Here is a 13,393-nt window from a genome sequence, read left to right as displayed (position 1 = left end):
CTCACATAATAAATTTAAACTAATTCTTATTGTTTATTGATTTTTCTAAGTGCAGCTCCAACTTCTAATGTTCTCGCACGATTTAAAGGATAAGCGAAAAATAAAACTAGTGCGGAAACAAATAGACAAATAGCTGGCAGTAAATTAGCTAGCGCGTAAATCCTATTTTCGACAACTAAGGTCTGAATTGTTCCGCCTGTTGTGGAAGATTGGTATCCGATAAGTGTCAACATAATTCCCCCGATTAAACCAGCACACGCCTGTCCAAATTTCCGAGCAAAAGAGTTAACCCCGTAAACCGTCCCATCTTCGCGTAAACCTGTAATGTACTGGTGGTAATCAATAACGTCGGTAATGAACGCCCATACCATCAAGTTGAATAGACCTGTTCCAAGTGTTGCAATGAAAAGCAATACTAGATATACCCACGGATTCTCAATATGCATAAAGTACATCGCAAGGTATAGCGCTGACGAAACTAACAGCGCAAAAACACTTGCCTCCTTTTTGCCAAATCGCTTCGTTAGTCGTGTTGCAAAAGGTGCTAAAACAATGACTGTCCCATATGTAAACAAAAGGGCTAGCGACATCGCTTGTTTATTGTGAAAATAATCATTAAATAGGTAAGTTGTGTTGGTACCCGCCAAAATTTGGTTAATAACGATAAAAATATCAACAATTACTAGCACTACAAGCGCCCGATTCGCCAACATTCCTTTTATCAGCACACTACCTTTTACCTGCTCATTCTTCTCCACTTGAATGCGCTCCGTCGTCATCCGATACGAGATGTTATAAGCAACAAAGGCGATACCGGCGCAAACGATTGCAATGATAAAAAATCGCATACCCGAAACAACTTGCTGACCATCTACCAACGTGACATACATAAAAATTGGAATCAAGAAACCCGTCGCGCCACCACCAATTGCTGATCCGATGCTTCTAAATGTCGAAAGCGATACCCGATCGTCAGGGTTAGAACTAATCGCCGATGCCATGGATCCGTACGGAATATTAATAGTGGATAAAAGAATCCCAAAAATAATATACGTAACAAAAACATAACCAATTTTCAAACCCATCGGAAAAGAACTCACAAATGGTAAAAATAATATAATTGTGATGAGGCAAAATGGATACTTCATTCTGCGAATCCAAGGCCGAAATCTACCTTCCTTTGTTAGTTTAGTGACATCGCACAAGCGTCCGACTGTGACATCCACAAAGGCATCTAGAATTCGTGCTCCAAAAAATAACATCCCGACAACAGCGCCTGCGATTCCCAATACATTGGTATAATAAATCAGTAAAAAACTATTGACTAACCCTAAAATAAAACAATTAGCTAAATCACCAAACATGTAACCAATTTTATCTCGCACTCCAAAAGGCAATTTTTTGCTTGGCTTTTCATACGCATTGCCTGCTAATTCTATTTTTGACTCTAAATTTGATTCTTCCATCATTTTCATCTCCCGATCGATACGAATTTGTCTTGATAGATTGCTTGTCGAACTCAAATTTTTGATAGAATATTTCTTATATTGCATCCTGTTATTTTAATAAATATATTTTTTTATAGTTGTAAGGGCTTACTTCTTTTACAAATTAATTATTGTGTAGTAAACTTCTCTACGTATACTTTGAGATATAAGTATATGGTAAGTGCTGAAAAGGCGATCATTTCATTCAAACGGCTTTTTTGAGGGGCAATCTCAAATTATTTCCGCTATTTGAATGAATTCGCCATTCAGCATTTTTATTTAGAGCGGCTGCTTACCGATATAGGCTAGAATTCCGCCATCAACGTACAATATATGTCCATTAATAAAATCGGATGCATGGGATGCTAGGAAAACTGCTGGACCAGCTAAATCACTAGCTTCTCCCCATTTTGCTGCGGGTGTTTTCGCAATGATAAATTGGTCAAATGGATGGCGCGAACCATCTGCTTGTCTTTCTCGTAACGGCGCGGTTTGTGGTGTTGCGATATAACCAGGGCCAAGACCATTGCATTGAATGTTATACTCGCCGTACTCAGAAGCAATATTTTTAGTGAGCATTTTGAGTCCACCTTTCGCAGCTGCATAAGCACTGACCGTTTCACGACCAAGTTCGCTCATCATGGAACAAATATTAATAATCTTGCCCCCACCTTGTTGTATCATTGATGGGATAACAGCTTTGGCCATAATGAACGGCGCATTTAAATCGATATCTATCACTTCACGGAACGCATCTACTGACATTTCTATCATCGGCACGCGTTTGATAATCCCTGCGTTATTTACCAAGATATCAATCATGCCAACTTCTTCTTCGATTTGCTTCACCATGCGTTGTACAGCCTCTTCATCTGTCACATCGCAAACGTAACCTACTGCATCAATCCCAGCCTTCTTATAACCCTCCAAACCCGCCTCTACGCTCTCCTGATTTAGACTATTAAAGACAATCTTTGCGCCAGCCTCAGCTAGACCACTTGCAATGGCAAAACCGATACCATAAACTGCGCCAGTCACCAATGCCACTTTTCCTTCTAAACGAAATTGTTCCATCTTAAAATCCATTACTTAATCCCTTCCTCTCTCTTATTTCAATTGATCCATGGCCACCATATCCATATCGGTATATGTAATATTCTCGCCGCACATGGACCAAATAAACGTGTAGTTGCTTGTTCCTACACCCGAATGAATAGACCAACTTGGTGAAATAACCGCTTGCTCGTTGCTAACTACCAAATGCTTCGTCTCCTCAGGCGTCCCCATCATGTGAAAAGCACGCGTATCTTCTTCCATATCAAAATATACATACGCTTCCATACGACGTTCATGCGTGTGGCAGGGCATCGTATTCCATGCGTTTCCTGGCTCTAGCATTGTATACCCCATCTGTAATTGACAGCTTTCACAAACATTTGGATGCACATACTGATAAATTTTTCTTTTGTTCAACGTAAGCGGATCACCTGTTTCCATCGGCTTAATGCTATCAATCTCGATTTTCACATTTGGATACTTATGATGCGCAGGTGCAGAACTAATATAAAATTTTGCAGGATTCGCCTTATCCGCACTGGAAAAAATAACATGCTGTGTTTCTTTGCCTATATAATAACCATCCTGATTCTTCATTTCTTCTTTTTCACCATCTATTTCAATAAATCCAGGTCCGCCGATATTAATAATTCCTAATTCACGGCGCTCCAAGAAATAATCCACGCCAAGCTCTTTATCCAACTTAATTTCTAAAGGTACTTCCGCCGGTGTCACACCTCCAAAAATCATGCGATCATTATGCGTATAAACTAACTGAATATTTCCGAGTTCAAACACCCGCTCCATTAAAAATTCTTTGCGTAACTGCTCCGTCGAATAATGTCGAATATCCTCTGGGCTATGTGTATAACGATTATCCATGCTTTGCATAAAAATTCAACTCCTACCTCATTATTTTTCCAGACTCTGCTGTCATAAATTCTTTTACCTCATCTTCACTAAATTGGTTACAATCACCATGAATCGTATGTTTTAGTACCGCTGCTGCTGTTCCAAAATCAATAATTTCTTGTGGTTTTCCTCCTCCGATAATGCCATGTAGCACAGCACCTGAAAATGCATCACCTCCACCAATACGATCTACAATCGCCTTCATTTCATATTTTTTTGACTCATAGTACTCTCCATCATGCCAGTAAACGCCCGTTAATTTATTAAAGGTTGCAGATATGACTTCACGCTTTGTCGCGTATAAAACTTGAATGTTGGGATATTTTTTTTGTATCTCGGAATAATAGTGAGCAATCTCATCCTCCCCCCCTTGATATGGCTTAATCCCCAACAAGTAAAGCGCATCCAATTTACCTAAAGAACAATAATCCACCAACGGCAATATCTCCTTCAACATCTGACTCGCCTCTTCTTGCGTCCAAAGCTTCGCGCGATAATTGACATCAAAACTGATTTTACAACCAGCTTTTTTGGCTTGGCTCAAGAGTTCACATGTTAATTTTCTCCAAAAACTCGACAAAGCTGGCGTAATTCCTGAAATATGAAAAAAATCGATGTCTTTAAAAATCTGCAAACTATCCCATTCATTTTCGTTCATCGTGGCAAATGAGGACTGCTCACGATCGTAAAGAACCTTTGCGCCTCTTTCACCAGCTCCTACTTCAACATAATACGTTCCTATCCGTTTTCCACCGCGTAAAAGAACATCTGTGTTGACATTAAAATTCTGCAAATGGTTTTTAAATCCTTCTCCTAAACTGTTGTTCGGAACTTTACTCGCAAAATAAGTATCATGTCCATAGTTAGCTAGTGATATTGCCACATTGGCCTCGCCTCCTCCATAATGAAGCGACACGGCTTCTACGTTGGATAAGCGTTTACCTGTCGATGTAGAAAAGCGAAGCATTCCCTCGCCTAACGTTAAAACTTTTCCCATGGCTATTCTCCTTTAATTTGCTGATACTTAGCCATATAGACTGAAGCATTTTCAGTAACTTTAGCAAAATTATTTGTTTTGGCTGGAGCTAATAGATTACCTCCCACGCCAACCGCAACGGCACCTGCCTCAAACCATTCCGCCAGATTATCAACATCCACACCACCTGTTGGCATGATGTTTAAATGCGGAACTGGCGCTTTGAAAGCTTTAATAATCGCTGGTCCGTAAAGATTTCCTGGAAATAGTTTAATAATATCTACGCCTGCTTTTAAAGCAATTTGAGCCTCGCTAATGGTCATGCACCCTGGCAAATATGGAATCTGATATAGATGACAAACTTCGGCAGTACTTAAATCAAATGTTGGACTTACAATAAATTGTGCCCCCGCCAAAATTGCAAGTCGCGCTGTGAACGCTTCCAAAACTGTTCCAGCGCCAATAATTATTTCTGGATTGCCTTCGTATCGCTCTTTTAGCTCTCGTATAGCTTGATCTGCGTCTGGCACGGTAAATGTTAATTCGATTCCTTTCATTCCCCCTGCAATAACAGCCTCACTCGCTTTTATTGCGCCGTCTTTTGTGTCATGCCTTATAACAGCGATGACACCTGCTGATTGCAGTGCTTTTAAAAAATTTAGCTTTTGCATGTCCGCCTCCTAGTTTTCCTATAAAGAAATTTATATTTCCTATACATAAAACATGTGTTTATTATATACAGATTTAACTTAAAAAGCAAGCCCTTCTGTTGAAGATCTTGCTCAAATGGTTATTCATATACGCTAAAATATTGGCTAATATCCCGCATAAAGCCAATATTAAGCAAAAAAAAAAACACCCCACTCTTATCTTTTTTGGGGAGCTTTCTTAATGATTTATCTATAAAACAGCTTCAATTTCTTGTTTAGCACGTATTATCGCCATCGTAATTTCTTTTTTATAGGAATCTGTGATGCGGTATTTTGGAACACTGATACTAAACGCACCCACAATATCCTCCTCTTTTATCAAAGCCGCACCTACACAGAAGATATCGTTTTCCACTTCCTCATTGTCATAGGCGATATTTGTTTCACGAATTTTTTCGATTTCCGTTTCTATTTCAGCTGCATCTATCATCGTATGTACCGTATATTTTTTCAGTTCTGTTGTGCTTAGATATTTTTGATACGATTCCGCGCTGAATTTAGCCAACACCGCCTTACCCATTGCTGAACAATAAAGTGGTCTTGTAATTCCGATTTTAGAAGACATTTGAATTACCTGATTTTTAGGATCTAGCTTATTAATATATAAAATTTCGTGCATATTTAAAATTCCTAGATGGATCGTTTCGTCAATTTGATGCTGCAGCCTTTCCAAGTACGGTAGTGTTGTCTCCACTAAGTCTACTTGCTTACTATCTTGATTAAAATACTTCCTAAATTTAGCACCGATACGATAATTTTTTTTCTCATCTCGACTAACGTAGGAAACTAACAAGAGTGTATCTAAAATTTTTAGTACCGTTGAATTTGTCATTTTTAGTCCGTCAGAAATCTCTTTTAGTGAACTACTTGGATATTCCAACAAGAAATCTAAAATATCGACGGCTTTTAGCAAGACCGATCCATATGGTTTTTGATCTGTCATTTTTTCTCCTCTTTTCTTCATTTGAATTTCTCCATTATTTAAAGTGTCGTAAATGCAGTTGTTCTCATTTCACACGTCGCTTTTTACTCGTCAAAATCAACTTGGCTATTATTGCAACTACGGTTATTTTCCTCATTTTTTTCCAATTATCTTTTTTCACGATAACCGCCTCCTCTTTACTAGTGTAAGTTTTTTTCTAACAATTCACAAATGAAGGCACTTATTTTCACTGTTTTATTTATCAAATAAAACAGCCCAAGCAGATTCGCTCGGGCAAAATTTAAAACCTAGGGAGTTTTAAATGAGTATATGATTTAAAAAACTAACTTACCAGTCGTAACGATCCGCTTGGCTGTTGCGTCTTGGTCTGCGTGGATTGTTGCCCCAAATGCGGTATAGCAAGTAAACAACAAGCGCAAGTCCTAGAAGTGGGAATAAGAAGTGTAGTGTTATCCCAATGACTTTGAATAGAATATTAAATCCGATAATGGCTAGAATCACAGTGAATAAGTATTTAAAAAAGTTGTTCATTTCAATAACCTCCAATTTTTTTATATCAACGTTTAAAGTTAGCATGGTTAAAATCTATGTGAAATCGCTCTATATTGACACGATTAGTTTTTAACGTCTTCTATTTGAACTGTTAATGGTTCTTGTAACTGATTTGTATGTAGCTCTGTTGATTGTGATGGTACCATGATTGACTGCGTTTGTAAGCTAACGAGTAACATGACGAATACTGCTGACAATAGACCGAGAATCCCTTTTTTCACATCTTTCACGCCCTTTTATTTGGTTGATAGGTTTATTATAGATGGATTCTTATTTTTTAACGATAGGCTACGGACCGAAAATTGATAGGTCCGAGGTCTCATTTATACGTGGAACTCAAGTGCGATGCGTGATATGATACTGATATATTTAATATTAGGGAGGTAAACAATGGATCAACCTTATGAACAAAGCCAGCCTAGAATATGGACAATTATATGGGTTTTTGGCGTGTATTTGTTGCTGTCACTTATCTTACAAATCGCGAGCATCGTATGGGATGTTTTTGCAGGTAATGACTTTCTAAATATGGCGGTGACTTGGCATAGTGAATTGCTTGGTTTGGCCGCCATGTTGATTACGCTTTGGATTGCAAAATACCAGCGCATTTATTTTTTCAAACGGGCGCGGATTAGCTGGAAGGGGTTCTTATTTGCTTTCATCGTTATGATTGTCGCGATTGGAATTAGTTCCGTTATTGACTTTCTTGGGCAGAACTTCTCTTCCTATACGAATACGCAAAATGAAATATTACTGGAAGACGTTTATTTACATGCCTCTTGGTTACTTAGCTTTGTATCTATCGTTCTCGTAGCACCTTTTGTGGAGGAAATAATTTTTAGAGGATTCTTGATGCAGCAACTTTTCAGAAATCGCTTGTGGCTTGGCTGGATCGTTAGCAGTTTACTATTTTGCGCGGCGCATGTTCCCACAGATTGGGTTAGTTTTTTACTCTATCTGATTCCTGGAATTGCACTTGGGGGGATTTTATACAAGACCAAGCGACTGGAATTGACGATTTTTGCACATTTTATAAATAACTTTATCGCCTTTATTTGGACGTAAAAAGAGCAGTGATCATTTGCGGATCACTGCTCTTTTCGTATTATATTACTAATGTGATAACGCGATCGCCTGGTTTGACTTCTTTCTCATCAACTACCATGACGTCAAGATACTGGTTCGTGTTTGTGACGATAATTGGTGTTGTGATATCGTAGCCTTCGCTTCTGATACCTTCTACGTCAAACTCTGTTAATAATTGACCTGCTGTGATTTTATCGCCTTGTTTAACGTGTACGGTGAAGTATTTACCTTCTAATTGTACAGTATCCATTCCGATGTGCATCAGAATTTCAGCGCCTGCGTCGGTTGTAATACCAACTGCGTGACCTGTTGGGAATACCATTGTAACTGTTCCGCTTGCTGGGGCAAATAATTTACCTTCTGTTGGTACAATTCCGAGTCCTTTGCCGAGCGCGCCAGATGAGAATGCTTCGTCTTTAACGTTTACAAGTGGAATAAGTTCACCTGCAAGTGGAGATACTAATACTTCATGTTCGATTAAAGTTTCGCCTTCAGTCACTACAGGAGTAACAGATGCGCTTGTTTCTACTGGATCTTTGAAACCGAAGATGTATGTCAAAACTAGACCTAGAATGAAGCTGACAACGATAGCTAAAATAATCATATAGAATCCTGAGTCAATTGGGCTTCCTGGTTTGATAAAATTTGGAAGACCGAAGATTCCTAGTCCACCCATGATGTAAGCTTGCGAGCCAGCCCAACCGATGATTCCACCACCAACCGCACCACCGATACAACTCATAATAAATGGTTTTTTAAGTGGTAACGTAACCCCGTAAATCGCCGGCTCTGTTACACCGAAGATTCCAGAAATAAATGCTGGGAAACCTAATGTTTTTAGTTTTTGATTTTTTGTTTTCAAGATAACTGCCAGAACGGCACCGATTTGTGCAAAAGATGCACCGAATGTCATGGCTAAAATTGGATCTGCTCCAAGTGTTGTCAAGTTGTTGATCGCGACTGGAATAAGACCCCAGTGAAGTCCAAAGATAACGAATACTTGCCAGAAACCACCAAGTAATAGACCTGCAATAATTGGACTTAAATTGTAAACCCATAGTGTTCCTTGACCTAGTAAATCGCCTGCCCATACTGCGATTGGACCGATGACGATGAATGTTAGTGGAACAACGATTAGTAATGTAAAGAATGGCACTAAGAATGTTTTGACTACATCTGGAATGATGTTTTTGAGTCCTTTTTCAACTTTTGAAGCGAAGAATGTTGCTAAAATAATCGGAATAACGGATGATGCGTAACTCATTAGAATGACTGGTATTCCAAGGAATGTAACGTGAATTGGTGATTCAAAAAGCGTTCCTGCAAATAGTGTGTACAAAGGTTTTCCTGCTGTTAATCCTGATATTGCTGGATAAACGAGCGCACCACCGATGGCCATCCCGATGAAGATGTTACCGCCGAATTTCTTGATGGCTGTGTAACCTAGGAAGATTGGAAAGAAGTAGAATAGCGCGTCCCCAATCGCGTACAAGATTTGATAGGTTCCTGATGTTTGTGTCACCCAGCCGAACGCTAGGAACATGGATGCGAAGCCTTTAATCATACCGGTTGCGGCTAAAACGCCTAGAACTGGTGTAAATACGCCTGAAATCATGTCGATAAATTTATTGAAAAGATTGCCACCGCTGTCATTGGCTGATCCTTCTGCGCCTTCTGCAGAGATCCCGCCAACAGCAAGTACTGCCGCGTAAACGTCTGGTACGTGGTTACCGATGACAACTTGGTATTGGCCGCCACTTCTAAGCACGGAGATGACGCCGTCCATTTTTTCTAACTCTTCTGTTTTCGCAATACTCTCATCTTTCAGTTTAAAACGCAATCGCGTGATACAATGGAATACACTATTGATGTTTTCTGTTCCGCCGACTTTTTCGAGAATGTCTTTAGCGAGTTGTTCATATTTCATAATATAAACCTTCCTTCTTACCTTATTTTTGCACAAAGAAAAACCCAAACCGTTTCATGGGAGAATACATGTGTATCCCACGAATCAGCTTAGGTAATGCCCGTAGATTGGTAACAATCCTTTGCGATGACTATAATATATCATATGTTGAAAACGATTACAAGTGCTTTTTAAAACTTTTTTATATTTTATTTTTTGCTTTTGAAATTGGCGCCTTTATTTGATTTTATAGGAAATAATGGAACTTTGCGGGTAGTATCCTTTTGTTTCTGATATAGCAATTTGGATGGATGTTCCTCGGAGAAGTTTGATTGGAATGGTGAAATTGGCCAGATTGCTTTTTAGGATTTTTTGTTCGGTGGTTAGTCTTTTTCCTGCTGAATTTAAGATGACTACATATTTTGGTTTTGTTTCGTCTAGATTCCAGATCATACTTCCACGTAGCGCATTATTTGAGTAACTTACGGATTTCAGCGTGATTCCTATATAGTTTTTAGCTATTTGATAAGCTTTACCGTTGTTTGTATTGCTAGTCATAAGAAGGGTTTTCAGAACGTCATTTTTGCTAGTGGAGGTTCCGTCGACCATCGTGCCGAGGTTCGTGCTTTGGATTTTATTGCCCAAAACGGATAACAGCTCTGTTGGATAGTAGGTAATGCGCTTATTTTCTGTTATCGGAACTTCGCGCACGTTGATGAGGGAATGGTAGTAATTATTTATTTTACCCAGTATTCGGAAGTTATTGGACTGGATCGTGATGCCGTTTAACAGATTCGCGTCGCTTATTCCTGCAAAAATTCGGACGGGATAATCGATGTTTCTCGCGGTAAATTGATTGCCGACAAGTGTAATTGCTTTTGGTCTTGTCAAGGTGTTACTTTTGCGCATATTGGTGGTGAAAAAGGCGAATGTGTCTGGGCTATCTATATTGACGGTATTCCCTTGATATAAAACGTTTTGGGCACCGCTTGCTCTGAAGGCTGTGTATCTGGTGTAGTTTGGCACTGTTTTGAGATGCCACTTTTTCGCGATGAGTGGATTATTGGGATTTACTTTATTTGCAGCGGTGGATAGATTAATTTGATTGTTTTGAATGGTGAGGTAGTTGTTGGCTGGACCGTAGCTATCGATTGCGGCGTCTTGCATGCTGTCTAGCGTTTCACCACTTTTTTTGACGGCGTCATAATGATAGCTACCATAACGTTGCATCCAATCGCTCACTTTATTGTTTATTATTTGGGTATTACTGTTGCCGTAATAAAGCACAATGCCTGTTCTGCCAAGGTTTTTGACCGTATTATTTAAAATTTTGACTTGGTCTGAATAGGTGATGGAGATACCGTTTTGTAGGCCTGAATTCAAAATTTGGCTGTTTTGTATTGTAACATTTTTTGCTTTGGCAATGTTTACGACGCTATTTCCTACTTTATTGGCATTGAATATCATGTTGATAATTTTGATATTTGTTTTAAGAGGCTTTTTCGTTATAGCTTTGTAACCTGCATCGCTTTCTGCTTTTGTATACATACCGATGTTTAGGAGATTATCTTTATAAAAATTCGTGGGGTTCGTAAAATAGTCGTATTTGGACATGTTGGGGTTATATTGCAGTGTGAAATTTTGTAGGGTAATATCCGTGACAGATTCTTGGCTTGTTCCTGTAGAATCTGTTGTCATCGGTGCGTTATTCATTGTTAATTTTGTTGTTGCTGCGCTTGCTCCTGTTAAAATAATGTGTGATCTTAGTGTGATTTGGCCGTTAATGTAGAATAGGCCTGCCGGGAGTGTTACGTTCTTTGTTTTAGCACTAGATGCTTGATTGATCGCGCTTTGCAATATTTTCCCGTTTTGTGTCGCTATTTCTGGTGTTGTTCCTTGGATGAGTGGTACGGTATCTGCTTTTGCTACTGGAGAAACTGCGAAAAATAGAAGTATACTTATAACAATTCCTGCGATAAACGCATATTTTTTCATTTGAAACATCCCTCTCCATAAAATTACGCCTCAAATGTGTCTAAATTGTGTCTTTTTTTATATACCGCAAAAAAATACATTTCAAACGCATCGTGCTTCGTTTGAAATGTATTTGATTTATTACTTCGCTTTTGACATCCATTTGTAATTTTCGGAGCCGATTGGATACGCGATATAATTTTGTAATGTGGCTTTTTGTAGGTAAGCTCGGCCACCTTGGTATAGTGGTACGAGTGCTGCATTATCTTTAAGCAAAATTTGTTCTGCTTTTAGAAGTGCCTCCCAGCGTTTTTCTGGGTCGTTGGAGAGGCTTCCTTTTGCACCGAGCACTAATTTGTCATACTCTGCGTTGGAGAAACCAGTGTGATTTCCAGGGCTATCGGTTAGGAATAGGTTCAGATAGGTGAGTGGATCTGAGTAGTCTCCGCTCCAACCGCCGAGCAGCATTTCGTAATCTTGACTAACATCTGCTACGAAACTTGCTTTTTGGGTGACGGTTTTGATGTTTATTTTAAGTCCTGGTAGATGTTTTTGGAGCTGGTCTTGCATGAACTCGGTTTGTTGTTTTTGTAGGGATGAATCGCCTGCTGTTAACGCGATTGTTAATTCCGTCTTACCGATTTCTTTTAGGCCTGCTTGCCAATATTTTTTAGCTTCTGTGGGGTTGTAACTCAGGAGATCGCCGTTTTGTTTGCGGAAATCTTCTTTTGTTTTTGGATCGAACATGATTTTTGCGGGAACATTTCCGTTTAATACTGTTGATCCATTGGCAAGTAAGCGGTCGACCATTGCTTGTTTATCGATTGCCATAGCTAAGCCGCGGCGAATGTTGAGGTTGGCTAAGTCGGTCGTATCGCCATCTTTTCCTTGGTTCATTTTGAGGTAAATGGAGCGACCTGTGAATGTTTTGTGGAAATCGACGTCATCTTTATATTTGGAAACAAATTCACCATCTAGTTCGATACGGTCGAGCTTTCCAGTTGTATACAGGTTTAACGCCTGATTTGTGTCTTTTACGACTTGTACGTGGATTTTATCAGCTTTCACGTTCTTTTTATCCCAGTATTTATTATTTTTAACGTAATCCCATGTTTTTTTCGTCGCATCCCAATTTTCTAGTTTGAATGGGCCGTTAGAAATCAGGTTTTCGCTTGATAGGGCGTAGCGTTTTCCTTGTTTCTCGATGTATGCTTGGTTTTGTGGGAAGAATGTGCCTGTTGTGAGTAGGTCCTTGAAGATTGGCACTGGGTTTTCGAGGTCGACTTGTAGCGTCTTGTCGTCTAGGGCTTTGACCCCTAATTGATCTGGGTCCATCTCACCATTTAAAATTTGCGTTGCATTTTTTACGATTTCTTCCATTTGCGGGCCATATGCAGCGGTTGATTTTGGATCAACGACTTTCTTCCACGCGTATTCGAAATCGGCTGCGGTTACTGATGTTCCGTTTGACCACTTGGCGTCTTCGCGAATTTTATAAATCAGCGTTTTACCGCCGTTTTTTTCTTCTGGCTCAGCGGCCGCCATTGCGAGTGCGGGCTTGCCATCTTTATCTAAACGGTATAATCCTTCGTATACTTGATTGATTGCTCTAAAACTAACGCTATTATCTGCCGTCGTTGGATTGACGCCTGGTATTTCGCCTGTTTCCATGATGTTGATGATGTTATCTTTATCCTCTTTTTCAGCGTCTTTTACTACCTCTTTTGACTGACATGCGGCAAGTAGTAGAAGTCCTAAGAGCATTAGGATGCTTACTGTTTTTTTGCGCAA

Annotated in this window: 11 protein-coding genes; 1 reads left to right on the top strand and 10 read right to left on the bottom strand. The window is 39.4% G+C overall.

Annotated features, from left to right (window positions below):
* Positions 1-26 precede the first annotated feature (26 nt).
* The 7 genes from UE46_RS02270 to UE46_RS02240 form a co-directional block, all read right to left on the bottom strand.
* Positions 27-1,553: an MFS transporter gene (locus tag UE46_RS02270; protein WP_233230969.1), complete on the bottom strand. Its 1,527-nt coding sequence runs from the start codon at positions 1,551-1,553 to the stop codon at positions 27-29.
* Positions 1,554-1,766: 213 nt separating this feature from the next.
* Positions 1,767-2,573: a gluconate 5-dehydrogenase gene (locus UE46_RS02265; protein ID WP_036060390.1), complete on the bottom strand. Its 807-nt coding sequence runs from the start codon at positions 2,571-2,573 to the stop codon at positions 1,767-1,769.
* A 21-nt stretch (positions 2,574-2,594) separates the two neighbouring features.
* Positions 2,595-3,425, bottom strand: a complete 831-nt coding sequence (gene kduI / locus UE46_RS02260; RefSeq protein ID WP_118907793.1) for a 5-dehydro-4-deoxy-D-glucuronate isomerase — start codon at positions 3,423-3,425, stop codon at positions 2,595-2,597.
* Positions 3,426-3,447: 22 nt separating this feature from the next.
* Positions 3,448-4,452 carry a sugar kinase gene (locus UE46_RS02255; protein WP_118907364.1) on the bottom strand — a complete coding sequence of 335 codons (1,005 nt, stop codon included), beginning with the start codon at positions 4,450-4,452 and terminating at the stop codon, positions 3,448-3,450.
* Positions 4,453-4,454: 2 nt separating this feature from the next.
* A complete protein-coding gene (locus UE46_RS02250) occupies positions 4,455-5,102 on the bottom strand; it encodes a bifunctional 2-keto-4-hydroxyglutarate aldolase/2-keto-3-deoxy-6-phosphogluconate aldolase (protein ID WP_118907363.1) in 648 nt (215 codons plus the stop codon).
* 229 nt (positions 5,103-5,331) lie between these two features.
* Complete coding sequence (locus UE46_RS02245) at positions 5,332-6,105, bottom strand: IclR family transcriptional regulator (RefSeq protein WP_233230968.1); 774 nt, start codon at positions 6,103-6,105, stop codon at positions 5,332-5,334.
* A 306-nt stretch (positions 6,106-6,411) separates the two neighbouring features.
* Positions 6,412-6,615: a hypothetical protein gene (locus UE46_RS02240; RefSeq protein WP_036060395.1), complete on the bottom strand. Its 204-nt coding sequence runs from the start codon at positions 6,613-6,615 to the stop codon at positions 6,412-6,414.
* Positions 6,616-7,026: 411 nt separating this feature from the next.
* Between UE46_RS02240 and UE46_RS02235 the strand changes: the two genes are divergently transcribed.
* The gene (locus UE46_RS02235) at positions 7,027-7,701 is read left to right on the top strand and encodes a CPBP family intramembrane glutamic endopeptidase (protein WP_051492881.1); all 675 of its coding nucleotides are present in this window, start codon (positions 7,027-7,029) and stop codon (positions 7,699-7,701) included.
* A gap of 40 nt (positions 7,702-7,741) precedes the next feature.
* Here UE46_RS02235 and UE46_RS02230 read toward each other — a convergent pair whose 3' ends face one another.
* The 3 genes from UE46_RS02230 to UE46_RS02220 form a co-directional block, all read right to left on the bottom strand.
* Positions 7,742-9,649: a beta-glucoside-specific PTS transporter subunit IIABC gene (locus UE46_RS02230; protein ID WP_036060397.1), complete on the bottom strand. Its 1,908-nt coding sequence runs from the start codon at positions 9,647-9,649 to the stop codon at positions 7,742-7,744.
* 216 nt (positions 9,650-9,865) lie between these two features.
* Positions 9,866-11,623, bottom strand: coding sequence for a right-handed parallel beta-helix repeat-containing protein (locus UE46_RS02225; RefSeq protein ID WP_233230967.1), 1,758 nt, complete (start codon positions 11,621-11,623; stop codon positions 9,866-9,868).
* Positions 11,624-11,743: 120 nt separating this feature from the next.
* Positions 11,744-13,366 carry a peptide ABC transporter substrate-binding protein gene (locus UE46_RS02220; protein WP_118907792.1) on the bottom strand — a complete coding sequence of 541 codons (1,623 nt, stop codon included), beginning with the start codon at positions 13,364-13,366 and terminating at the stop codon, positions 11,744-11,746.
* Positions 13,367-13,393: the final 27 nt, after the last annotated feature.

Origin of the sequence: Listeria weihenstephanensis, from assembly GCF_003534205.1 — a bacterium.
In the GTDB taxonomy this organism is placed as follows: Bacteria; Bacillota; Bacilli; order Lactobacillales; family Listeriaceae; genus Listeria_A; species Listeria_A weihenstephanensis.
This window is presented reverse-complemented; position numbering and strand designations above follow the sequence as displayed.